This is a genomic window from Pseudoalteromonas sp. GABNS16E, from assembly GCF_028598715.1.
Classification (GTDB): Bacteria; Pseudomonadota; Gammaproteobacteria; order Enterobacterales; family Alteromonadaceae; genus Pseudoalteromonas; species Pseudoalteromonas atlantica.
Window position 1 is genome coordinate 119,782 of record NZ_JAQREZ010000001.1, and the last position, 23,280, is coordinate 143,061.

The following is a 23,280-nucleotide window of genomic DNA, read 5'->3' on the forward strand; positions in this document are numbered from 1 at the left end:
TATATAAAAACCTCACTCCAGTGAGTGAGGTTCATAAATTAAGGTTTAAGTTAAGGTAACGCCGGATAAACGTAACTCGCATCTAACCCTAACGGAATACCGAGTGCCCAATACCCTAGCAAGAAAATACTCCAGCCAATCATAAACGCGATTGAGTAAGGGATCATAAGCGCGATAAGCGTGCCTATACCGGTATCTTTTACGTACTTTTGGCAGTACACCACAACCAATGGGAAATACGGCATAAGTGGGGTAATAATGTTTGAGCTAGAGTCTCCGATTCTGTAAGCCGCTTGGGTTAAATCGGGTGATATACCTAGCTGCATTAACATTGGTACAAAAATAGGTCCCAGTAATGCCCATTTTGCTGAGCTTGAGCCAACGAACAAGTTTACAAAGCCGGTTAAAAATATAATACCCACAACCGTTACGGCGCTGGGTAACTCCATTGCTTTTAAAAGCTGCGCCCCTTCAATGGCCATTAATGCCCCTAAGTTAGACTTAGAAAACGCAGCAATAAACAACGCACAAAAGAACGCCATTACAATGTAATAGGCCATGCCACTCATCGCGGTACTCATCGCATCTATCATATCTTTTGAGGTTTTAAAGGTACCAACGGTAAAACCATACACGGCACCGGGTATCCAAAATAATAAAAAGATTAAAGGCACGATAGATTGCATCAGGGGCGATCTAAAATTAGTTAGTGAGCCATCGGCACTGCGCATTGCTGAATCGGCAGGAGCGGATACGAATGCAAGTAAAGCAAGTCCTGCAATCATTACGCTACTGGCTATAAAAAAAGCGCGTTTTTCATCACTTTTAGCTTCATCAAACGCGGGTAAGTTTTGGGTGTCTTCATTAAGTGCTGTGTTTTTTAACCGAGGCTCTATTATTTTGTCAGTGATATACCAGCCTAATAACACAATAAATAAACTCGAAGCAGAAGTGAACGCCCAGTTATTAAGGGGGTTAATCGACATATCGGGGTTAATAATTTGCGCTGCACTTTGGGTAAAGCTTTGCAGTAATGGGTCTATTCCTGATGGGATAAAGTTAGCGCCAAATCCACCACTCACACCAGCAAATGCGGCTGCAATACCCGCTAATGGGTGTCGCCCTGCGGCAAAGAAAATAACACCCGCTAATGGGATCACTAATACGTAGCCAGCATCGGTTGCTGTATGGCTTACAATAGCTACTAAAATGACTGAAGGGGTCAGCAGTTGCCTTGGGGTAACTTTAAGCATTAGCTTAAGGCCTGTATTGATATAACCCGAGTGCTCAGCCACTCCCACACCTAACATGGCAACCAATACCACCCCTAGCGGTGCAAAGCCTGTAAAGGTTTTTACCATGGAAGATAAAAACGAGGCAAGTGAGTCGCCCTCTAATAGGTTATTTACAACAATGGCTTGGCCTGTCCGTGGGTCTAACGCGTCAAAGCTCACCCCCGACAGTAACCACGAGCACAACCAAATAAGTAACATAGCGAATAAGAAAATAATCGCCGGATCGGGAAGTTTGTTACCAACTCGCTCCACAAAGTTTAAAAAACGCGCGATTAACCCTGTAGGTACCGCAGCTTGATTATTATTGTTCATTTAAAGCTCCCAAAATAGGTTTAAGTAACAATATACTATTAATGTGTAACAGTAAATTAACCAATAAATCTATTATGGGCACAAATAGAGCATAAAAAAACGCGGCTTCATTATCGTCGCCGCGTTTTTATAATTGTGAACTAAACAACGATTAAGCGAGGGCTTTCACTTCTTCCCAAAGCCTAACAACCAAGGTTTTATCTTCTTCGTTTAGCTCGCCATTGCGGTATGCTTTAACTAAGCTTTGCTCCACGGTTTCGTTGAGCTCATCAATAGAAATTGTCAGCTCTTCTACTTCTGCATAGCCTACTGCAAGGTCGTAATGTCCGCGCAAGTAACCACCAGCGAACAGCTCATCATCTGTTGCTTTAATTACTAAATCATCAAAGTATTGCTGCGCAGCATCAATATAATTCACTAAACTCATTGTGTTACTTCTCCTGGTTTTCATAACCGACAGCATACATAATATGGTCGTTATAGCCGGTGGTTACTTTAATGTAACCTGTTAATTCATCATCTAAAGCGCTGTCGCCGGTGTCACAAATAAGTGGACGCCCGTTCAACGCGTGTAATTTGGTTTTAGTTGCCACCACAATAATGTTTTCTTTGCCAATGGTGCGAATAAGCTCAGGGCTTAGCTGCTGATTCCCTCGACCAAAAATATGGCCTTGCCCGCCTATTAATGTAATAACTAATTGAGTAGCTTGCCCGTGCGTGTACTCAAGTAGCTGTTTAGCAGTTAAGTCTTGAGCAACTAGGGTTTGATCTTTAATTAAATCTACACCTAATAAAGTATTATCCAGCCCCATTTCTTGCATTATTGCTTCAACAGTTGAGCCACTACCCATAATGTAATAAGTGTCTTCATCCATTTCGCTCACCACATGCGCTGCAATGTCGGCAAGTACTAATTCGTCTGTTTCTTTACCACCATTTTTAACCGCTTGTACATAACGTACTTCGCTTGGTATTTGCATTTCACCGTAGCGCTTAGCTTTTACGGTGCCTTGCCTAAACGCCTCTTCATCAATATCCATTACATCGGCATCTGCAAGTGTAACTAGCTCGCCTTTTACTAGCATTTCTACTACGCGCCCTGCTGCTTTAGGTGTAATTGCATATACGCCAGAGTGAATTTTACAGCCAGCAGGTATACCCAGCACTGGTACGGTATCTTCTATGGCATGACAAATATTGCGCGCAGTACCATCGCCACCAGCAAACAGGACTAAATCTACGCCTAAATTTTTAAGTAGCTTTGCGCTAGCCTCAGTATCATCGGCGCTTGTTACGGTATTGGCGGTATAAATTACCTCAACAGTAAAGCCTAGTGCGCGTGCTGCTTTTTCGCCCATATCGCCATTTACAGTATAAATTGTTAACTGCTCTTTATAGGGTACAAGTACTTCCAGGGCTGCCTGTGTGCGGCTGTTAGCTTTGGCTTGCGCCCCCAGCTCAATTGCCTTTGCAGCAGTGTTTTCGCCATCACTGCCTTTTAAAGCAACGCTGCCACCAAGTCCTGCAACAGGGTTAATAATTAAGCCTAACTTAAACTGCATTTTGTAACTCCTGAGGGTGTTGCCAATTAAATTGTTGAGCGGTTAACGGCCACGGTGTTTTATAAAAATCACTTAACGCTTTTAATAATGCATAAGTACGTGCGTTAACTCCCTGCTCTAATAACATTAATACTTGCTGGTGTACTCGCGCCTGAAAATCAAACCGGCAAGTTTGCTCGCCGTTCAAGTTATCTACCGACACATTAAAATCAAAGCCAGCAGCGGTGCTGAGCAGCCACTCTATGGCTTGTGGTTTTATTTCTACGTTTTCAAATTCAGCTTGCTGGTGTTTATCTCGCCCATCTGGGCAGTACCAATACCCATAATCTTCAAGCTCTCTGCGTTTATTGCCAGCCACTAACCAATGCGCTATTTCATGTAGGGCACTGGCGTAAAAGCCGTGGGCAAATACAATTTGATTAAAACCATGGGTATTATTGGCAGGTAGATAAACAGGCTCATCATCGCCTTTTACTAAGCGAGTGTTATGGCTTTGATAAAAAACACTATCGAAAATAGATATAAGATCGGCTATGTAATGCATAAAAACTGATTAATTCGTCTCGGTTACAGCGCAAAATTAGCGCACTAAAAACGAGACGAATTGTACGGGCTTTTACCTTTAAAGTAAAAGTGATGAGCGAGTTATACCTCTACTCCCGCCTCATCGCACTGCACTATATCGGTTTCTGTAAGTGCTTGGGCTATCCACTTTTGCAAAACAGGGCAACGCATCACAAAATCACAATACTGCTGCGCCGCTGGGGATAAGGTAATCTGATACGTTTTAAAACGAAGTACAATGGGGGCGTACATCGCATCGGCTATACTAAAGTCGCCAAAAAACCATTCATTAGGAAACACATCTTGCTGCTGGGAAAATATCTCATCAATACGTTGAATATCTTTTAGTGCAGCACTTGATAGCGTTACTTTACGTGTGGCTCTTATATTCATCGGCATTTCGTTTCTCAGTGCCATAAAGCCGGTATGCATTTCAGCGCTTAATGCGCGCGCTGTAGCTCGCTGAGTAATATATTTAGGCCACCCTGCTCCCGATAAATAGGCATCGTTAATATATTCACAAATTGCGAGCGAGTCCCACACTTGCAAATCACCATCAATTAACGCCGGCACTTTTTGAACGTGGAAGTGTTGTTTTAGTTCGTCGTAAAAGTCACTGGTGTCGAGCACAAGCTGGGTTTCGTCAAACGGAACATCAAATTTACTCATTAAATACCATGCGCGTAATGACCAGCTAGAATAGTTTTTATTACCGATAAATAATTGCATTTTGTATATACCAAAGTGAATAGGCTTCCCTACCTTACTAGGTGATTAAACAACCAACAACACTTTGTTTTTTATTCTTAATGCTAAATTTAAAGCCTCTAAAATAAACAGTATTACTATCAATTAGCTAACTGCGCATTTAAATGTTTTTTTAATAAACGGGTATTGCGGGTGTTGGCTTTAAAAAAAGCATCAAATATATCGCCAAAAAATGGAACTAAGCCGCCTACAAAATCAATCAGCATATTAATGATCATCTTCGTTTTTATGCGTTTACTTACGCCTAAACGCTGCGCCTCTACCAGTACATAGCTTGATAAAATAAGCCCTGCGGCATCACCTATAACGGGTATTAAACCAATCACAGCCTCTAGGCCAATATTAAATTTAGTAAAAGGGATACCAATGCTGCTGTCTGTAAGCTTACTAAAGCGCTCTAGCCTTGCTATAGCAGCTTGGGTTTCAAGGTGTGTGTTATCGTGCTTATTATCGTTCATGGTTACTCTCCTCCTTAAAACAGTATATAGCGCAAACTTGAACAACCCCTGAAAGGCTTAAAAGCAAATTACAGGCACAAAAAAACGCGGTACTCCGCGCTTTTTTAAAATATTAACGGTTAAACAGAGCCGTTAATTGGTCCATGTTCGTGGTTAACATGTGGGTTTTGCCCGCGCTGGCGCAGTAAATGGTCCATTAAGGTAATGGCCATCATTGCCTCAGCAATAGGAATCGCACGAATACCAACGCACGGATCGTGGCGCCCTTTGGTGATCATCTCTACTGCTTCGTTTTCAGTATTAATGCTTTTACCTGGAATAGTGATACTTGATGTAGGCTTAAGAGCAATTGAAGCGATGATATCTTGCCCTGTAGAAATACCAGCAAGTACGCCACCCGCGTGGTTTGAGGTAAAGCCTTCTGGGGCTAATTCATCACGATGCTCTGAGCCTTTTTGCTCTACCACATCAAAGCCATCGCCAATTTCTACACCTTTAACGGCATTAATACTCATTAGTGAATGCGCAATCTCAGCATCTAGCCTATCAAATACAGGCTCACCTAATCCTACCGGTACGTTGCTAGCCACTACTTTTACTTTAGCGCCCACTGAGTCACCTTGCTTTTTAAGGTCTCGCATGTACTCATCAAGCGCTTCTAGCTTACTTGCATCAGGGAAAAAGAATAGGTTGTTTTCAACTTCATCCCAGTCGTAACTTTCGGCTTTTATTGGCCCAAGTTGGCTTAAACATGCTTTTACTTCAATACCATGAAACTGCTTTAAGTATTTTTTAGCAATTGCGCCTGCCGCTACACGAATTGCGGTTTCACGCGCAGAAGAGCGACCACCGCCGCGATAATCGCGCAGGCCGTATTTGTGCCAGTAAGTGTAATCGCCATGACCTGGGCGAAACACATCTTTAATTTTACCGTAGTCTTTTGAGCGCTGATCGGTATTTTCGATAAGTAAGCCAATGCTTGTGCCTGTGGTTTTACCTTCAAAAACGCCTGAAAGAATTTTTATCTGATCGTCTTCTCGGCGCTGCGTTGTATAGCGGCTTTGCCCAGGTTTACGACGGTCTAAATCAATTTGTAAGTCAGCCTCTGTGATCTCAAGGCCTGCGGGAGTACCATCTACAACACCGCCTAGGGCAACGCCGTGGCTCTCACCAAAGGTGGACACTTTAAACAACTGCCCTATGCTATTACCTGCCATTAACTTTCCTCATTCCTAATGACTACAAAAGTTGCCGAGCATACGCTCGGCCTAAAATTTATTTTGCAAAATACGTATCAAGCTGCGCTTTGCTTATTACAAATACACCTAAGCCGCCTTGCTCAAACTCAACCCACTCAAATGGTGCGCCCGGATACAAAGCATCCATATGTACCATAGAGTTACCAACTTCTACAAATAACAAACCGTTATCAGTTAGATGATTGCTAGCATGCTCTAAAATAGTACGGGTAACGTCTAAGCCATCATGCCCAGATGCTAAACCAAGCTCAGGCTCATGATGAAATTCTCGTGGTAAATCAGCCATGTCCTCAGCATCAACATACGGTGGGTTGGCTACTATTAGGTCATATTTTTGCCCTGGTACACCACTAAATACATCTGACTGAATAGGCAGTACGCGGTCACTTAGCATATAGTCGTTTATGTTTATATCTGCTACTTCAAGCGCTTCATACGAAATATCAACCGCATCTACGTGCGCCGTTTCAAACGCCTGAGCAAGCGCAATAGCAATACAAGCAGAGCCTGTGCATAAATCTAAAATACGGTTAACGCTTTGCGGCTGTTCAAGCCACGGTGAAAACTTATTAGCAATAAGTTCAGCAAACGGCGAGCGCGGAATAAGCACACGCTCATCAACATAAAATGGCATGCCCGCAAACCAAGCAATGTTTGTTAAATAAGGAACCGGAGTGCAGTCGTTTATACGCTCTGCGATTAACCCTGCTAGGCGGTTTTTTTCTGTGCTTGTTAACCGCGCATGCATTAACTCTTTGGGGGCATCAATAGGTAAACTTAGTGCAGGCAGTAATAAGCTAACAGCTTCATCCCACGCGTTATCTGTGCCATGTCCAAAAAATATTCCACTACTTGCAAATTGGCTTGTAGTCCAGCGTAACCAGTCATGTAACGTTGACAGTTCTGCAACAGCTTCATCAAGTGTTGCTTCTTCTATTTGTAAATCACTCATATTTTTTACCTGTTTTAGCTAACTGACTGTTTTGAGTCTTTGCGACGATTGCATTGCCTAACTGTGCTGAGCAAATTACAATTGCCCCTCACCTTTATATTGTACCGCCTTTTGCGCTGCGTTTTTACGTTTTTTTGTTTAGGTAAAATTTATGAAAAAAGACATCTCATCACAATCGTCCCTAAGCAATGACGACATTGACCTTTTTCGCCAAACAATTACAGGCGCTAAGGTGTTTAAACAAGATACCCATAGGTTTGATACAAAACCTAAGGTGTCACAAGCGAAGCAATTTGCCCAGCAAAAAAAACAGGTTGAGTCTGAATTTTTCTTCTCTGACGAATATATTCCCGATATAGACACAAATAGCACCATTAATTACGTGCAAAATGGCCACGACTCTTTTTTAGCAAAACAGTTGCGACGCGGCGACTTTGCGCCCGATTTAACACTCGACCTGCACGGGCTTAATAAAGAACGTGCAAAAGATGAACTTGCGGGACTTATTCACGAGTGCAAAAAACAGCATTATTACTGCGCGTGCATAGTTCATGGCATTGGCGAGCGTGTTTTAAAACACAAAGTACCGCAGTATTTGGTACAGCACCCCGATGTAATTGCCATGCACCAAGCACCGCTAGAATATGGCGGGCGCGGTGCCGTGCTGATTTTAATTGATTTACCACAAAGCGATGAGTTTAGACGCTAATTAAAGGAAGAATACGTGCAAATTTTTTCGATTATTTTTCCCTTAATTTTTATTGTCGCCCTGGGCTACACCTGTTGTTATTTTAAGTTTTTTAATCAGCAGCATATTGCCGGCTTAAGTAAATTTACTTTTTATGTGAGCTTACCCGCCTTTTTAATGCTCAATATGTCGCAAATAAATTTGCATCAAAGTATTAGCCTAGAAGCATTTTTAAGCTTTTATATTCCTGTATTAGCGGTATTTGCTTTGGGCTTACTTATTGATAGGTACTATTTAACTAAACAAGCCAATGCTGGAAATTATCAACAGCATAGTGTGTTTGGTCTTGCCGGTAGTTATTCAAATATGGTGTTAGTGGGTATACCCATTGTTATTGCTTCACTTGGCAAAGACATGATTGCTATCGCCTTTATGATCATCACATTTCATAGCACGCTGCTTTTTGCGTTAACTTATTTAATAGGCGCGAAAGGAAACACAGCTGACTTCTCGTGGGCAAAATTTGCTAAAAACATGGTCCTTAACCCTATAGTGTTAAGTATTGGCTGTGGATTACTTTTAAATGTGTCGGGAATTACATTATTTGCGAATTTAGCCAATGCCTTAGAGCTAATCGCCAGCCCTGCTATTGCATGTGCTTTATTTGTGTTAGGCGCTAATTTGGTGTTTTATAAGGTGGCAGCAAATTGGCAGCCGGCCCTTATTTCTTCACTATTAAAAATACTGATTTTGCCTGCTGCTGTGTGTGTAGCAGCTACGTGGGTGTTTGTACTAGATACGCAAATTCGTAACGTACTGGTATTGCTAAGCGCCTCGCCTGTTGGCGTTAATGCGTATTTAATTGCAAGCCAATTAAATACGCATCAAGTTACGCTCGCCGGTGCAGTGGTGCTTTCAACGGTGCTTAGTGTTGTAAGCTTTTCGTTTTGGCTTGCAGTGCTTTTATAAAATCGCTTATTTAAGTGCCGCCACTACCGAAATTTCTACTAATAGCGCATCGCGCGCCATTTTAGCTTCAACACAGGCGCGTGCTGGTGCATAACCTTCTGGCACCCATGCATCCCATACAGCATTCATATCGGCAAAATATTCCATGCTCTTAACGTAAATAGTTGCGCTTAGCATATGCTTTTTAGAACTCCCCGCCTGCTCAAGTAAGGCCTCTACTTTGTCGAGCATAGTTTGCGTTTGCTCTGTAATGTTTTGCTCTGCATCGCTGCATACTTGTCCGCATAAATAAACGGTACCATTATGTTTAACTATACGGCTCATGCGCGCACCCGTTTCAAGGCGTTCTATACTCATTGTTATCTCTTTTCTCTATATGTTGGCAGGCGCGTTAATATTTACATATTCACTGCGCTGTGATGTTTCGTCATACTGAATTACAGCAACTGCTGCGGTGTTAAAAATAGGCATATTACCCGGGCTGAGCTGATCAACTATATAGCTCACAATAGGCATATGGGCGACCACTAACCAGGTATTACACTGAGGATGCATGGCAATAAGTGTTTCTAAATAATCAGCTGCTATTTGTGGCTTTCCCTCGGGGATTATGTCGCTACAGGTTTCACTAAATTTAAATACATTGTTTTTTTCAACTTCTTTAGCCGTTTGCTGCGCGCGCGAGTAAGGACTTACCAATAACGCATCAACAGAAAAGTGTTTGTGTAGCCATAAGCCCATTTTTTCTGCTTCTGCATGGCCTTTCGGAGTTAGGTTTCTTGCTGCGTCGTTAGCTTGCATCGGTGTCGCTTCGCCGTGGCGCATAATTAAGATTGTTTTCATAAAAAATCAACCGATTAATGAATATAAAACAGTAGCCAGTTTGCCCATTTGTCCGCTATATTAACTATTATTCCAAAGAATAATTCTCTCATGATATTCAGGTAAATCTTTTCGCTATTTTTTCGCTGTCCTGAAGCTATCATCTGTTGTTAACAAGTAAACGTCTAGTTTCAGGAGCATCATTTGAATATCAGCCGCAATGATAACAGAGCATACCGCGCCATTACACTCGACAATGGGCTAAAAGTATTATTAGTGCAAGATAAAGATTCAACTAAAGCCGCTGCTTCTATGGCGGTTAACGCTGGCCATTTTGATGATCCCCTTGACAGGCAAGGCCTTGCACACTTTTTAGAGCATATGCTTTTTTTAGGTACCGACCAATACCCTGATTCTGGAAGCTTTAATAATTTTGTGTCTCAATCGGGCGGGAACACCAACGCCTGGACCGGCACTGAGCACACGTGCTATTACTTTGATATTAATAACCAAGCCATTGAAAAAGCCCTTGCGCAATTTAGCCGTTTTTTTATTGCCCCATTATTAAACCCAGCTGAAACCGAAAAAGAACGTAATGCCATAGAGGCTGAGTTTAAATTAAAAATAAAAGATGATGGGCGTCGTATTTATCAGGCTCATAAAGAAACCGTAAATCCAGCCCACCCCTTTGCTAAATTTTCGGTGGGTAATTTACATACTCTCGCCGATAGAGAGCGCTGCATTAGTGACGAGTTAAGAGATTTTTTTAATAAGCACTATCAAGCGCAGTGGATGACACTGGTAATTTGTGCCAACGAACCGCTTGATACACTCGCGCAGTGGACACATCGTTATTTTAGTGGCATTAATGGCCATAAAGGTGCGCTTAAAGCCCCTATTGAGGAGCCATTATATCGCGCGCAAGATATTGGCAAAGTACTGCACATTGAACCACACAAGCACATGCAAAAACTCATTATTAGTTTTGCTATGCCAAATATCGATGACTTTTATCGCCACAAAACCGTCAGCTTTATAGCCCACTTACTAGGCTACGAAGGCGCAGGCTCGTTGTACTCTATTTTAAAAGAGCAAGGGTGGATTAACGCACTTTCTGCCGGCGGCGGTATAAATGGCAGTAACTTTAAAGATTTTAACATTAGCATGGCGCTTACCGATGAAGGCATTGAATACTTTGAAGACATAATAGAAATTGTGTTTGAGTATATTTGCCTAATCAACGATAACACCGACAAACTACCGCGCCTGTATCAAGATAAAAAAAACCTGTTACAAATTGCGTTTGATAACCAAGAAAAATCGCGCTTAATTGATTGGGTAAGTAACCTAAGCATTAATATGCAGCACTACGACGAAGCTAACTATGTGCAAGGCGATTACTTAATGGAGGGCTTTAATAAAGCCACTCACGAAATGGCGATGCAATGGCTTACCCCGCATAATATGCGCTTAGTACTTATACATCCAGGCGTAGAGGCAGAGCACACCACCGCGTGGTACAACACCCCTTACAAAGTTGAGCCAATTTCGCCGCATTGGCTGGAATCGCTTGCGCACATAAATAAACCGCTGAGCACTATGTTGCTGCCCACAGCAAACCCCTATTTAACAAAAGAAGTGGTGTTATACGAAGTCGAAAAACCTCAAACCAAGCCTTTACTGTTAGTTAAAGAGCCTGGGTTTGACTTTTGGTTTAAACAAGACAACACCTTTAGAGTGGCCAAAGGTCATTTTTATTTAGCAATGGAGTCGCACTTTGCAGTAAAAGATGTAAAGCACATGGCATTAACGCGCCTTTTTAGTGACTTATTTATGGACAGTGTTGGCGAGCAATTTTACCCCGCAGAATTGGCAGGTTTAAGTTATCATTTAACCTCTCATCAAGGCGGGCTTACGTTGCACACTGCTGGGCTATCGACTAGTCAGCTAGAGTTGGTGGAGCAATTACTTGATGCGCTGTTTAATGTTGATATTTGCGCACGCCGCTTTGCCGAATACAAAAAGCAACTGGTAAGGCACTGGCGTAACAGCAACCAAAATAAACCCGTGAGTGAATTATTTAGCGTGTTAGGTGCCAAAATAATGCCATGGAACCCACAACCCGATGAGTTAGCCACTGCACTTAAAAATACATGTTTTCAGCAATTTAACGAATTTAGAGCCGACTTTTTTAAAGCCTTACATGTTGAGTCGTTTTTACACGGTAATTGGCAACAAACAGACGCGAAGGTATTTCATAAAAAAGTGGCAGAGCATTTAAAAAACGCCACGGCTATTGAGGATTTAACACGCCCGCTGTACGAGATAGACCAAGTGACTCGCTGCGAACTTGAACTGTCATGCAGTGATAACGCCATGGTCATTTACTACCAAGCACAAACTGCAGAAGTGGATGAAAAAGTTAAATTAATGGCACTTAATCATATAATTAACCAAGACTATTTTAACGAGCTGAGAACCACACAACAGCTAGGTTACTTAGTTGGCTCTGGCTATGCCCCATTTAACACCCGCGCCGGTATTGCTTTTTATATTCAATCACCAAAATTTGAAGCTCAGACTCTACTGCACAGGCATAATCATTTTGTAAGCCAGTTTATTGCTAACCTAGACTCCCTGGATGAAACAACATGGCAGCAGCATAAACAAGGTTTGACAACTCATATTGCTGAAAAAGATAAAAACTTACGGTTACGCTCACAGCGCTTTTGGCTTGCAATAGGCAATAAAGATCATGACTTTCATATGCAAAAACGCCTGCTAGAGGCACTGCACGCCCTCAGCCTAGAAGAAATGAAAAGCTATGCCATAGCTACTTTTTCTAAAGATAGGCCAAGGTATGAGTTATTAAGTAGCGCAAAAGTAAATAAATCGCAAAAAATGCCCCTTTGCTCGCAATCTCTTTGACTCTGTAAGTGGCATGATTTAAATTATCATTTGTTAATTAGTAGTAATAAAACAAATGATAAAAATAACAACAATAAAATGTGGTTTTTACTGGTTGCTGCTAAGCCTAGCACCCGCAGCGGTTGCCTTTGAACACGCCTTTAATATAAATACCAACACCGTTTTAATTATTGCCAGTGCCCTACTTGCGCTGGCTTTGCCATACCTATTATTTGTAATTTATAAATTAAAGCGCTCTCGGTTACAGCACAGCCTCTCGGAAAAGCGCTTAAAAAGCACGGTTGAAGGCAGTGGCGATACGCTTTGGGATTGGAATATAAAAACTGGCGAAGTTATTCGTATTAACGATAAATACATGATGAATTCAACAACGTTAATGGGTTTCCCGCCAAACAAAAGCTTGATCCACCCACACGATATTGCCTCAGTAGAGCATTTATTAAAAAAACACTTTGCTCAAAAGTCTGCTTTTTTTGAAGCCACTTACCGCATTAAAGACACCTTTGGCCATTGGCACTGGGTATTAGACCGCGGAAAAATAATAGAAAAAGATGCCAACTTAGCGCCACTGAGAATGACCGGCACAGTGCGTGATATTTCAGTGTTAAAATCAACACAAGAGCGCCTCAATTTATTTGCTAAGTGTGTAGAATCACTCACTGATGCACTTGCTATATATGATAAAAACTTTAACTTAGTTGATATTAACCCCAGCTTTTTAACGCTTTTTGGTGGCGTTAGAGAGCAATATCTCAAAAAGCCTTTTAATTTACCTGGTTACGATAAAAGCTACACAGAAAACGTTAAAAATATAGTACGAGAGCGGGAGCGAATTCAACAAGAGGTAAAACTGCGCAATAGTGAGCGAGTGTTACTGCCCATAGAGATTTCTATTGATGAGATAAAAAACGAACAACACCAAATAACAAACTATGTAGTGGTTTATTCAGATTTAACCGAACGTAAAAATGCACAATCGCAACTGCATAATTTATCAAATAGAGACCGTACGACCAGTTTACCTAACAGAAATTTATTTTTTACCGACCTACAAAAGCTAGTAAAACAAAATACCCACCATGCCCTTTTGGTATTTGATTTAGATAATTTTAAAAAAATTAATGATTCATTAGGCCACCAGCTAGGCGACAGCCTGTTAGCAAAACTGGCTATGCGATTAAATAAATTAACCCGTGAGAATGATGTTTTTTACCGCTTAGGGGGTGATGAATTTGCCTTAGTTATGGCAGATACTAATGATATCCATGTTATTACTCGCATGGCAAAGCAATTTTTAGCTGCAATTGCGACCCCATTTAAAATGGCAGGCCACGAGCTCGCTATTACCTCAAGCGTAGGCATAGTGTTATTCCCCGAAGATGGCAGTACCCCAGAGCTGCTATTAAAAAACGCAGATACCGCAATGTATCATGCTAAAAAGAAAGGTAATAGTTACCTGTTTTTTAATGACACCATGAACCGCCAAGCGGTTAAACGCTTACAAATAGAAAACCTAATGCGCTTTGGTCTAAAAGAAAACCATTTTGAAGTGTATTACCAACCAAAAATGAATATTCGCACAGGTAAACTTACCGGAATGGAAGCATTAGTGCGCTTTATAACCCCTAAAAAAGGCGTTATTAGCCCCGGTGTATTTATTCCTATTGCAGAGGAAACCGGGCAAATAATAGAAATTGGTGAAGTGGTTTTAAACAAAGCGTGTCGCGATGTAAAACAATGGCTAGACGATGGGCTATTTAGCGGCCGAGTTGCAGTTAACTTATCGGCTAAGCAGTTTAGCTTGCCAGATTTAACGACCCGTATTGACGTGATATTGCAAAAAAACGAGCTACCTTCTTACTTTTTAGAGCTGGAAATTACCGAAGGCACGGTAATGGACGACCCACAAGAAGCCATTGCAATTATGCGCTCGCTAAGTGCCCGTGGTATTCATTTAGCCATGGACGATTTTGGTACAGGTTATTCATCTTTAGCGTACTTAAAACAATTTCCGCTGAATACCTTAAAAGTAGACAAAGCATTTATTGATGACATGAAAACCGAACGAGGCCGCAACATGGTTGACTCTATCGTGACAATTGCGCAAAACCTCGATTTACATGTGGTTGCTGAAGGTGTGGAGCAAGCAAGCCAAATTGACATACTCAAAACGCTAAATTGTGAAACCGTACAAGGCTTCTTCTATTCAAAACCGCTTTCAAAAGATGAGTTTACGGCCTTTTTGAAACAGCAACAAAGCAACTCTACGCCAAGCCTTATTAGTGCTAATAACCATTTAGCGCAAATAAGGTAAAGTTACGGGCGCCATATACACGCACCAGCTCCTACGTTGCGTATAAAAGCACGCCTGTAATGCAAACCAAATAAGCACCATGCGCCAGGTCCGATTAGCGCCCCTAATAAAATCCACCGTTTAATTGGCATACCTTTTTTAATCGCTTGAACATAAATGGCCAAAGCACATAGAGCATTAATAAAAACGAAAAGCAAACATCACCCCAACTGAGCTCAAAAGCAAAGCCGCGCATTTTAACGGCAAATAACACACTTTTAAAGCAGCAGGCTTAATAAGCCAATGAGTCGCCATTTAGCTATCAGTGCATATAAATTAAGTATTGATGCAGATTACTATTACCTAGTTTAAAAATTTAGCCATAAAAAAAGCCGGCATAGCGCCTAATGCCAGTCAGTTAAGCTGACTGGTATTTTTCTTTTTGGTGGGGTATTTACTTGGTTTGGGTTTGACCCTTCGAGGGTAAAATCTATCTTCCCGCCTCGTCGGAAGCTCGTAATAAGTTAGCTGATTGATAAGGTTCTCATACAGCACAGGGAGTTTTCCTGGGCTTGTAAGTCCCGTTGTAAGTAAGAATGCCACAACCGCGCTTGAGCACCCACTGAAGCTTAGCTGATTTGGCCAGATACCTTTACGTGTAGCCGCTTCGGTCATAGCCACTCTTATCAAGTTGTAAGCAAGCAGTAATCCCCACAATTCTTGCTCAACCATGTCTGGGCGTTTGCTTCTAAGCGTGTATTCACTGTTCAGTAGCGTTTGTTTCATTTCACGATACCCTAACTCAATTTCCCAGCGGTGACTGTATAAGTCTACAATTTCGTCACTGGGGTAACGCATGACATCGGTAAGCGATGTAAGAATTCGGCACTCTTTTCCTTTCACTTTTTTCGTAATTAGCCGCGCCTCAATCTCCTCCGGCAGCTCGGGGAACTTTTTTCTCGCTTGTGGTGTGGCTCTCAGCCTTACCTGTTTATCTACACGGCTATAACTTTTTATTACATCAAATTGGAGCCCTTTTCTTGCCGGTATCATCCAGTGCCTCTCTTCTCCAGCGAGTTGCCATTGATGGAGTAAGCCTAAGGAATAAAAACCACGGTCAAACAGGGTCAGTGAATGATTAGGCGTATCGCTAATTAGCTGCTCTGCTAGCACCATTTCATTCGATTTGTATTTATCAAACGCGCTATTAATGAGTTGGTGGCTTGTCAGCTCCATTTGGCACACCATGCGGATTTGAGGAAATGCCGTGTGGCCATACTGAGTACTACCAGAGCCATACTTTTCACGGTTTTGAGCAGTATCAGTCGTTCTCCACACAACCCCATCGACACCGAGTAAATTTAGTCCATTCCATGTTTCGAATTTACCTTGTTGATACCAATGCTTAGCCATCTTCTTAAAGGATTGTTCGACAGCGTTGGTTCCTAGGCGCTGTCGAGCCTGAACCATCGCACTGGGTGCAACAAGCGGTGCTTTACCTGGAAGTGCAATATCCATCTTAGTCGCAATATTCCACACTGACTCTTGCCTAAAAAGACTCATCCCCATTACGCACCACATCACAGGTTCAAGAGGTAAGCGACGCTTTCTGACGGTTGCGACTCCCGCTTCAACAAAAGCCTCAACAATAATAGATGGATCTAGAAGTGATGAGAGTTTTTCAAATGAATGAAATTGGGTGCTGGTATTAAATGCGGTGTCTAAAGCTGTTTTAATATTCATAAAAAATCCGATGGCAAATGCTCATCGGATTCTTACATCTATAAAAGATCGGTCAACCGATCATTAAAATATCTCTTAACTGATCGGCATTAGACTCAGGTCTGCTTTTTTTATGCCTGCTTATCGACACGTTTTTACCACCTCAAACGTGATAAGCGAATTGGTATACTAATTAAATCACTCGTGAGAAACGGGTTTTACTTATTTGCTTTTGTAAGTGAGCATCAAAGCACATACATATAATACGAATAAATAGATTTCCGCGAGGCGTGACGCGTATTACCTTATCGTTTATATGCACCATGTCATCGTCTATTAAAGGCTTTAGCGCTAACAGCGCATCCGCAAAATACTCATTAAAATGTATAGAATGCTTTTTCGCAAATGCGTGCGTGTCTAATTCAAACTGGCAAATAAGTGATTTAATAGCCTCCGCGCGTATTACATCATCGTGCGTTAAATGCATTCCTTTATGTATAGCACTGCCGGCTTGCGTTTCTATTTCGTGATAATAATGCTTAAGCACTTTTTGGTTTTGTAAAATGGCCGTGCCAATTTGCGAAATAGACGAGACCCCTAAACCTAATAAGTCGCAATTACCGTGAGTAGTATAGCCCTGAAAGTTGCGATGTAACTGCCCTTTATTTTGTGCGACTGCAAGTTCGTTGTCGGCTTTTGCAAAATGATCCATACCAATAAACTGATAGCCTGCAAAGGTCATTTGCGCCAAGGTGTTTTTAAACATGGTTAGCTTGTCGTGGGCACTGGGTAAGTCAGCCTCTTTTATTTTACGTTGCGCTGCAAAGCGCTCTGGTAAATGTGCGTAATTAAATACAGAGACTCTGTCTGGGCATAAGGCAATTAATTGCGCTATTGTTTTTTCAAAGCTTTGGGGTGTTTGTTTAGGTAGGCCATAAATCATATCTGCATTTATAGACTTAAAGCCAAGCTCGCGGGCTTGGGTTATCAGTGCTTTAACGGTATCTACTTGCTGAGTGCGGTTAACCGCTTGCTGTACCTCATCGTTAAAATCTTGAATACCAAAGGATACGCGGTTAAAGCCTAAAACCCGTAAGTGTATAAGCATATCTTTAGCAAGGGAACGTGGGTCTATTTCAATGCCTCGCTCAGTGTTGCGGGTAAAGTGAAAGTGCTGCTCTAATAAGTTAATTAAGCGCGTCATTTGCTTTACAGTCAAAAAGGTTGGCGTACCACCCCCTAAATGCAATTGCTCCACTGTGTAGTGTTTAAATAAAGGGGCATGTGCTGCTATTTCTTTTGTTAAATAATCTAAATATACATCGGCTTTAGACTGATGGCGTGTGATCACCTTGTTACATCCGCAGTAATAGCAAAGCTCACTGCAAAATGGGATATGAATATACAAAGAAAGTGAGCGACTAGATGATGATTTTATAGCGCTAACAAGGTCTTGTTGCTGATACCCCTCGCTTAAAGATAAAGCGGTAGGGTAGGAGGTATAGCGGGGCCCTGACACGTTATACTTATTTATAAGAGTTTGATCCCATTTTGGAAGCTTTATCATCACGCGCACCTTATGTATTAATGAGGTGTTGAGTATAAAAAGCTTTTAAGGGAGGGGTTTTGATCTACAACAAAAAAGGTGCCTAAGCACCTTTTTAAAAGAGTATTTTTTGTTAATACGTTATGTTGTGGGCATCTTTTAAGTATTGAAACAATTCTTTATAGCCTTTGCCTGGCTTTTCAGCTTTAACTTCTTTAGCGGCGTTGCGTACCAATTGGCGCATTTTTTGGCGCTCAAGGGTTGGGTATTGCTCAATAGTTTCGTTAATTAAATCATCGCCTTGCTCAATTAAGTCAGTACGTAATTGCTCAATTTTTTTAATTAAAACCTCAGCTTGGTTATTTTTATTAAGCATTACGTCAATAATGGCTTTAATTTCTTCAACGTTTTCTACTGTGCGTAGCGTTTTAGCAATGTAATTTAAGTGGCGGCGGTACGCATCGCTTTTATTACTGATTTTATCAGCAACTACCATGGCTGCTTTCAAATCGTCATTGAGTGGTAAGCGTTCGCGTTGCTTTTTCCCCATTTTAGCAATTTCAGAACCTAACTGATGAAACTCTTGCGCGTCGCGCTTTAGTTCACTTTTTGATACGTAAATAATTTCTTCTTCAATTTCAGCAGGCTTGCCTTTTTTCTTCGCCATGGGGTGCTCTTAAGTAAAAATAACTTTTGCCATTATACGCGATTCTTTTAGTGATTAATATTAGCTGATGTGGTGCAGTGAGTGTGTTAGCATTTAAAGATAAGAAATGCGTGCAATATTGCCTTAAGGCTCAGGACTTAATTTATGAAAAGCCAACAACACGATCCAATTTATTCTCAAATCTCTCAAGTAAAAGATGCCGTAGCTGAAGTGCTCGAGCATGCTAAAAAATTGGGTGCCACTGCCGCAGAAGCTGCTATGTCTAGTACATCGGGTTTATCGGTAAGCACACGCATGGGTGAAGTAGAAACCATAGAGTTTAATCAAGATGGTGGTTTAGGTATCAGTGTTTATGTAGGGAATAATAAGGGCTCGGCGTCTACTGCTGATCTAAACCCAAAAACACTGCGCACGGTAGTAGAAAAAGCCATTGATATTGCCAAATTTACCTCAGACGACCCTTTTAATGGTATTGCCGATAAAGAACTACTCGAGTTTGCCCCTAAGGACCTTGATTTATATCACCCGTGGGATGTAAGCCCTGAGCAAGGTATTGAGCTATGTCACGCTGCAGAGCAAGCCGCTTTAAATGCTGATGAGCGTATTGTTAATTCAGATGGTGCAAGTTTTTCATCGCACCAAGGCTTACGTGTGTATGGTAATAGCCATGGTTTAATTGCTGGTTTTCCACGTACGCGCCACAGCATTAGCACGATGGTAATAGGCAAAGAAGGCGAGCACATGCAGCGCGACTCTGCTTATACTGTTGCTCGCGATCAGGGCGGACTTAACGACGCTGCTGCGGTAGGCCTAGAAGCCGCCACCGAAACTCTGGCTAAACTAAATAGCCAAAAGCTGGGTACTATGAAAGTCCCTGTTATTTTTAGAGCCGATATTGCCAACTCATTGTTTGGCCATTTAGTGTCGGCAATTGGCGGCGGGGCGCTTTATCGTAAATCGAGCTTTTTACTCGACAGCCTAGGCACTCAAGTATTTAGTAAGAGCGTTAATATTGCTGAGCGTCCTCATATATTAAAAGGATTAGCGTCGTCGCCTTTTGATAGCGAAGGGGTAAAAACGATTGACCGTGAAATTATTCAAGGCGGTGAGCTGCAAACGTACTTATTAGCAAGTTATGCAGCGCGTAAACTAAATATGGCTCCAACAGGCCATGCAGGCGGTATTCATAACTGGTTAGTTGAGCAAACGCACAACGATTTATCGGCTTTATTAAAAACCATGGGAACAGGCTTATTAGTTACCGAGCTGATGGGGCAAGGCGTAAACACCGTTACGGGTGACTACTCGCGTGGAGCAGCTGGTTTTTGGGTAGAAAACGGTGAAATTCAGTACCCTGTTAGTGAAATTACCATTGCCGGAAATTTAAAAGACATGTTTAAAGGTATTTCGGCCATAGGGGGCGATATTGAGCGCAGAGGCGGCATTCAAACCGGCTCAGTACTTATAGAGCAAATGCAAATAGCAGGCGCTTAATAGCAATTAGCAATAATACTTAATTAAGCGAATTGGTATAATATAAAAGCACATATTAAAGCCGAGCATTTAAACGCTTGGCTTAAACGTGCTTTATTTAAATTTTTGAGGTGTTGAATGGCTAAAGATAGGTACGCACCAAAACCCCTGACTGACATTATGGCAGGCCTTAATAATCGCTTATCGGCCTATGCAGGTAAAAGCCAAGCGCTTGATAAGCAACAGGTGTTGCTTAAAGAGTTTTTAGGCCCAAAGCTTGCTGAAAAATGCCGTGTGAGTAATTACCGCGATGGCACGTTGATGATTGAAGCTGTATCGGCGGCAATTGCCCTTAAACTTAATTATTTAAAAATGGATATGCAGTCGCATTTTAGAGCGGCAGGCATGGCAGAGCTCGGACAAATTAAAATTGTTGCAAACCCTCAAGCAACAGCGCGCTTAAGCCCAACTGCAGATAAACCCGGCCCCGCAGGTAAAGCACCTGGCAATTCAAGAAAAATGAGCCAGCAAACTTCAGATTACCTTAATGCCATTGCCGCATCAGCGCCACCTTCGCTGAAAGAAAAGCTAGAGCGCCTTGCTCGCCATGGTAAAAAATAACTCCCAAAAGCGCGATTATGGTTGTTGGTAGGGCTATTTTGTTACCTCGTCTCATAGAAAATACTTTGTTACATATTCTATTTTATTGTTTCTTTAATGGGGTTTATCATACAAATTCGGCGTGTTGTTTTAACCGCCTAAATATTAATTTCATTAAGTGAAAGCATCGCAGGGCGCTTTTATTTTTTCTCTGGCATGCAATAGTTTAATGAAATAGATATTTTATTCTTTACTAACAAACGGAATAATTATGAAAAAAGTAACTATTACCGCTGCAAGTATCGCACTTGCACTGGGCCTAGTAGGTTGCGGTGAAAAACAACAAGAAGCGCAAGTGGCCGACACCGCTGCCGTTACAGCACCGGCAGAAAAAACGCTTGAGCTAGGTGTAAACCTTGCCAATATGGATGAGTCGGTTCGTGCACAAGATGACTTTTATTACCATGTGAATGGACAGTGGCTTGCTAAAACAGAGATCCCTGGCGATAAATCGAACTACGGCTCGTTTACACAGTTATACGACGAGTCGCAAAAAGCGATGAAAACAGCGCTTGAAAGTGCCGCTAATAATAGCAGTGCTAAAAAAGGCAGCGATGAGTACAAAATTGGCGCTTTTTACAAAAGCTACATGGATAAAGACACACGTGATGAGTTAGGTATTACACCTTTACAACCTTCACTTAATACCATTGATAGCCTAGATTCAAAAGCTGATCTTGCTCCTTTAATGGCTAAAATTCAACAGCAAGGTGCGAGCTTACCATTTGGCTGGTTTGTAAATAACGACGCTAAAAATTCAAGTGAATACGCGCTGTACTTATCGCAATCTGGACTTGGCTTACCTGATCGTGATTATTACTTAAAAGATGATGAAAAATTTACTAAAATTCGCGCATCTTACGAGCAATACATAACCGATATTTTAGCTAAATCTGGCGTTGAAAATGCCGCTGATGCTGCGAAAAGCGTTATCGCATTTGAAAGCGCTTTAGCTGAGGCGCAATGGAGCCGAGTACAAAGCCGTGATGCAACTAAGTCATACAATAAAATGACTGTAGCTGAGGCAAATAAGCTAACAGGCGACTTTGATTTAGCTGCATTTTTCAATAGTGCTGGGGTAGATACCTCAGACATTATTGTACGTCAGCCAAGCTACTTAGAAGGGTTTGCTGATGTGTACAAAGAAACAGATTTAGCAACGTGGAAAAACTACTTAAAGTTTCATTTTGTAAGTGGTTACGCGCAGTTACTGAGCACTGACTTGGTTGATCTTAAATTTGATTTTTACAGCACCACATTACGCGGCGTAAAAGAGCAAGCGCCACTTTGGAAAAAAGCGGTTGATGCATCTAACAGCGTACTTGGCGAAATTTTAGGTAAAGTATACGTAAAAGATAACTTCCCGCCTGAAGCAAAAGCACGTATGGAAGAGCTGGTAGATAACGTTATTAAAGGTTACGGCGTTGCAATTGAAAACCTTGAGTGGATGAGCCCTGAAACCAAGCTTGCAGCCCAAGAAAAGCTAAACAAATTTACCCCAAAAATTGGCTACCCAGATAAGTGGAAAGACTACTCACAGCTGAGCATTAACCCTGATGAATTAGTGGGTAACTACATACGTTACAGTCAGTGGGCTTATAGCGACATGATTGCTAAATTAGGCAAGCCAGTGGACCGCTCTGAGTGGCACATGACGCCACAAACAGTTAATGCTTACTACAATCCTGTAAATAACGAAATTGTATTCCCAGCTGCTATTTTACAGCCACCGTTCTTTAATTTAGAAGCCGATGACGCTGTAAACTACGGTGCAATTGGCGCAGTAATTGGCCACGAGCTAGGTCACGGTTTTGACGACCAAGGTGCTAAATACGATGGTGACGGTAACTTACGTAACTGGTGGAGTGAGTCTGACCTTAAACAGTTTGAAGAGCGTACCGGCGCGTTAGTAGCGCAATACAACGAATATAAACCATTTGAAGATGCGGGTGTTAACGGCGAGCTTACCCTTGGCGAAAACATTGGCGACCTAGGTGGTTTAACGGTGGCTTATAAGGCGTATCAATTATCGTTAGGTGAGAACAAAGCGCCCGTTATTGATGGCTACACCGGCGATCAGCGTTTCTTTATGGGTTGGTCACAAATTTGGCGTCGTAAGTACCGCGATGAAGAGCTACGTAACCGCTTAATGACAGACCCGCATTCACCAAGTCACTACCGTGTTATCGGTATCTTGTCGAACATGCCTGAGTTTTACCAAGCGTTTGACGTAAAAGAAGGCGACAAAATGTATATCAAACCAGAAGACCGCGTAAAAATTTGGTAATTGATAGCCTGTTAGTTAACCTGAATCTGGTTAAGAGATAAATTACCCCGCATTT

The 23,280-nt window shown here is 41.8% G+C and carries 20 protein-coding genes; 7 read left to right on the top strand and 13 right to left on the bottom strand.

Annotation, left to right across the window (positions count from 1 at the left end; all coding sequences use genetic code 11):
- Positions 1 to 50: 50 nt before the first annotated feature.
- From PSI06_RS00530 to prmB, 8 genes are all read right to left on the bottom strand, one after another.
- Positions 51 to 1,607, bottom strand: coding sequence for an AbgT family transporter (locus PSI06_RS00530; RefSeq protein WP_121637194.1), 1,557 nt, complete (start codon positions 1,605 to 1,607; stop codon positions 51 to 53).
- 151 nt (positions 1,608 to 1,758) lie between these two features.
- Positions 1,759 to 2,034: a YfcL family protein gene (locus PSI06_RS00535; RefSeq protein WP_004587288.1), complete on the bottom strand. Its 276-nt coding sequence runs from the start codon at positions 2,032 to 2,034 to the stop codon at positions 1,759 to 1,761.
- Positions 2,035 to 2,038: 4 nt separating this feature from the next.
- Positions 2,039 to 3,169 carry an ATP-NAD kinase family protein gene (locus tag PSI06_RS00540; protein WP_273602915.1) on the bottom strand — a complete coding sequence of 377 codons (1,131 nt, stop codon included), beginning with the start codon at positions 3,167 to 3,169 and terminating at the stop codon, positions 2,039 to 2,041.
- Positions 3,159 to 3,713, bottom strand: a complete 555-nt coding sequence (locus PSI06_RS00545; protein ID WP_273602914.1) for an elongation factor P hydroxylase — start codon at positions 3,711 to 3,713, stop codon at positions 3,159 to 3,161. The genes PSI06_RS00540 and PSI06_RS00545 overlap by 11 nt, the downstream gene beginning before the upstream one ends.
- 101 nt (positions 3,714 to 3,814) lie before the next feature.
- Positions 3,815 to 4,462 carry a glutathione S-transferase family protein gene (locus PSI06_RS00550; protein ID WP_273602913.1) on the bottom strand — a complete coding sequence of 216 codons (648 nt, stop codon included), beginning with the start codon at positions 4,460 to 4,462 and terminating at the stop codon, positions 3,815 to 3,817.
- Positions 4,463 to 4,581: 119 nt separating this feature from the next.
- Positions 4,582 to 4,959, bottom strand: a complete 378-nt coding sequence (locus PSI06_RS00555; RefSeq protein ID WP_024031891.1) for a DUF4112 domain-containing protein — start codon at positions 4,957 to 4,959, stop codon at positions 4,582 to 4,584.
- Positions 4,960 to 5,078: 119 nt separating this feature from the next.
- The gene (gene aroC, locus PSI06_RS00560) at positions 5,079 to 6,176 is read right to left on the bottom strand and encodes a chorismate synthase (protein ID WP_273602912.1); all 1,098 of its coding nucleotides are present in this window, start codon (positions 6,174 to 6,176) and stop codon (positions 5,079 to 5,081) included.
- A 58-nt stretch (positions 6,177 to 6,234) separates the two neighbouring features.
- Positions 6,235 to 7,170 carry a 50S ribosomal protein L3 N(5)-glutamine methyltransferase gene (gene prmB, locus PSI06_RS00565; protein ID WP_273602911.1) on the bottom strand — a complete coding sequence of 312 codons (936 nt, stop codon included), beginning with the start codon at positions 7,168 to 7,170 and terminating at the stop codon, positions 6,235 to 6,237.
- 151 nt (positions 7,171 to 7,321) lie between these two features.
- Here prmB and smrB point away from each other — a divergent pair, with 151 nt between their 5' ends.
- Complete coding sequence (gene smrB, locus PSI06_RS00570) at positions 7,322 to 7,879, top strand: endonuclease SmrB (RefSeq protein ID WP_024031888.1); 558 nt, start codon at positions 7,322 to 7,324, stop codon at positions 7,877 to 7,879.
- Between the two features lie 15 nt (positions 7,880 to 7,894).
- Positions 7,895 to 8,827, top strand: a complete 933-nt coding sequence (locus PSI06_RS00575; protein ID WP_273602910.1) for an AEC family transporter — start codon at positions 7,895 to 7,897, stop codon at positions 8,825 to 8,827.
- 6 nt (positions 8,828 to 8,833) lie between these two features.
- Here the strand turns inward: PSI06_RS00575 and PSI06_RS00580 are convergent, their stop codons facing one another.
- Together PSI06_RS00580 and sixA are read right to left on the bottom strand one after the other, a co-directional pair.
- Positions 8,834 to 9,184: a RidA family protein gene (locus tag PSI06_RS00580; RefSeq protein ID WP_004587297.1), complete on the bottom strand. Its 351-nt coding sequence runs from the start codon at positions 9,182 to 9,184 to the stop codon at positions 8,834 to 8,836.
- Positions 9,185 to 9,199: 15 nt separating this feature from the next.
- Positions 9,200 to 9,670, bottom strand: coding sequence for a phosphohistidine phosphatase SixA (gene sixA / locus PSI06_RS00585; protein WP_004587298.1), 471 nt, complete (start codon positions 9,668 to 9,670; stop codon positions 9,200 to 9,202).
- 183 nt (positions 9,671 to 9,853) lie between these two features.
- Between sixA and PSI06_RS00590 the strand changes: the two genes are divergently transcribed.
- Positions 9,854 to 12,577 carry an insulinase family protein gene (locus tag PSI06_RS00590; RefSeq protein WP_273602909.1) on the top strand — a complete coding sequence of 908 codons (2,724 nt, stop codon included), beginning with the start codon at positions 9,854 to 9,856 and terminating at the stop codon, positions 12,575 to 12,577.
- A gap of 55 nt (positions 12,578 to 12,632) precedes the next feature.
- A complete protein-coding gene (locus PSI06_RS00595) occupies positions 12,633 to 14,891 on the top strand; it encodes a sensor domain-containing protein (RefSeq protein ID WP_273602908.1) in 2,259 nt (752 codons plus the stop codon).
- Between the two features lie 393 nt (positions 14,892 to 15,284).
- Here PSI06_RS00595 and PSI06_RS00605 read toward each other — a convergent pair whose 3' ends face one another.
- The 3 genes from PSI06_RS00605 to yjgA all read right to left on the bottom strand — a co-directional run bounded on the left by PSI06_RS00605 (position 15,285) and on the right by yjgA (position 18,805).
- Positions 15,285 to 16,613 carry an IS4 family transposase gene (locus PSI06_RS00605; protein ID WP_273604968.1) on the bottom strand — a complete coding sequence of 443 codons (1,329 nt, stop codon included), beginning with the start codon at positions 16,611 to 16,613 and terminating at the stop codon, positions 15,285 to 15,287.
- A 172-nt stretch (positions 16,614 to 16,785) separates the two neighbouring features.
- The gene (gene hemN, locus PSI06_RS00610; RefSeq protein WP_004589314.1) at positions 16,786 to 18,159 is read right to left on the bottom strand and encodes an oxygen-independent coproporphyrinogen III oxidase; all 1,374 of its coding nucleotides are present in this window, start codon (positions 18,157 to 18,159) and stop codon (positions 16,786 to 16,788) included.
- A gap of 112 nt (positions 18,160 to 18,271) precedes the next feature.
- On the bottom strand, positions 18,272 to 18,805 hold the full coding sequence (gene yjgA, locus PSI06_RS00615; RefSeq protein WP_004589315.1) for a ribosome biogenesis factor YjgA: 534 nt from the start codon (positions 18,803 to 18,805) through the stop codon (positions 18,272 to 18,274).
- Between the two features lie 144 nt (positions 18,806 to 18,949).
- Between yjgA and pmbA the strand changes: the two genes are divergently transcribed.
- The 3 genes from pmbA to PSI06_RS00630 all read left to right on the top strand — a co-directional run bounded on the left by pmbA (position 18,950) and on the right by PSI06_RS00630 (position 23,225).
- Entirely contained in the window at positions 18,950 to 20,299 is a 1,350-nt protein-coding gene (pmbA, locus tag PSI06_RS00620; RefSeq protein ID WP_029773391.1) for a metalloprotease PmbA, read from the top strand.
- 117 nt (positions 20,300 to 20,416) lie between these two features.
- Positions 20,417 to 20,899 carry a DUF721 domain-containing protein gene (locus tag PSI06_RS00625; RefSeq protein WP_004589317.1) on the top strand — a complete coding sequence of 161 codons (483 nt, stop codon included), beginning with the start codon at positions 20,417 to 20,419 and terminating at the stop codon, positions 20,897 to 20,899.
- Between the two features lie 250 nt (positions 20,900 to 21,149).
- Positions 21,150 to 23,225, top strand: coding sequence for a M13 family metallopeptidase (locus PSI06_RS00630; protein ID WP_004589318.1), 2,076 nt, complete (start codon positions 21,150 to 21,152; stop codon positions 23,223 to 23,225).
- The last annotated feature ends 55 nt before the right edge of the window (positions 23,226 to 23,280 follow it).

What these genes read in the sequence shown, in the direction of transcription:
- PSI06_RS00550 (WP_273602913.1), bottom strand. Translation starts at nt 4,462, where the DNA reads ATGCAATTATTTATCGGTAATAAAAACTATTCTAGCTGGTCATTACGC.
- PSI06_RS00545 (WP_273602914.1), bottom strand. Translation starts at nt 3,713, where the DNA reads ATGCATTACATAGCCGATCTTATATCTATTTTCGATAGTGTTTTTTAT.
- PSI06_RS00535 (WP_004587288.1), bottom strand. Translation starts at nt 2,034, where the DNA reads ATGAGTTTAGTGAATTATATTGATGCTGCGCAGCAATACTTTGATGAT.
- PSI06_RS00555 (WP_024031891.1), bottom strand. Translation starts at nt 4,959, where the DNA reads ATGAACGATAATAAGCACGATAACACACACCTTGAAACCCAAGCTGCT.
- hemN (WP_004589314.1), bottom strand. Translation starts at nt 18,159, where the DNA reads ATGATAAAGCTTCCAAAATGGGATCAAACTCTTATAAATAAGTATAAC.
- PSI06_RS00580 (WP_004587297.1), bottom strand. Translation starts at nt 9,184, where the DNA reads ATGAGTATAGAACGCCTTGAAACGGGTGCGCGCATGAGCCGTATAGTT.
- sixA (WP_004587298.1), bottom strand. Translation starts at nt 9,670, where the DNA reads ATGAAAACAATCTTAATTATGCGCCACGGCGAAGCGACACCGATGCAA.
- pmbA (WP_029773391.1), top strand. Translation starts at nt 18,950, where the DNA reads ATGAAAAGCCAACAACACGATCCAATTTATTCTCAAATCTCTCAAGTA.
- yjgA (WP_004589315.1), bottom strand. Translation starts at nt 18,805, where the DNA reads ATGGCGAAGAAAAAAGGCAAGCCTGCTGAAATTGAAGAAGAAATTATT.
- aroC (WP_273602912.1), bottom strand. Translation starts at nt 6,176, where the DNA reads ATGGCAGGTAATAGCATAGGGCAGTTGTTTAAAGTGTCCACCTTTGGT.
- smrB (WP_024031888.1), top strand. Translation starts at nt 7,322, where the DNA reads ATGAAAAAAGACATCTCATCACAATCGTCCCTAAGCAATGACGACATT.
- PSI06_RS00625 (WP_004589317.1), top strand. Translation starts at nt 20,417, where the DNA reads ATGGCTAAAGATAGGTACGCACCAAAACCCCTGACTGACATTATGGCA.
- PSI06_RS00540 (WP_273602915.1), bottom strand. Translation starts at nt 3,169, where the DNA reads ATGCAGTTTAAGTTAGGCTTAATTATTAACCCTGTTGCAGGACTTGGT.
- PSI06_RS00605 (WP_273604968.1), bottom strand. Translation starts at nt 16,613, where the DNA reads ATGAATATTAAAACAGCTTTAGACACCGCATTTAATACCAGCACCCAA.
- prmB (WP_273602911.1), bottom strand. Translation starts at nt 7,170, where the DNA reads ATGAGTGATTTACAAATAGAAGAAGCAACACTTGATGAAGCTGTTGCA.
- PSI06_RS00630 (WP_004589318.1), top strand. Translation starts at nt 21,150, where the DNA reads ATGAAAAAAGTAACTATTACCGCTGCAAGTATCGCACTTGCACTGGGC.
- PSI06_RS00530 (WP_121637194.1), bottom strand. Translation starts at nt 1,607, where the DNA reads ATGAACAATAATAATCAAGCTGCGGTACCTACAGGGTTAATCGCGCGT.
- PSI06_RS00595 (WP_273602908.1), top strand. Translation starts at nt 12,633, where the DNA reads ATGATAAAAATAACAACAATAAAATGTGGTTTTTACTGGTTGCTGCTA.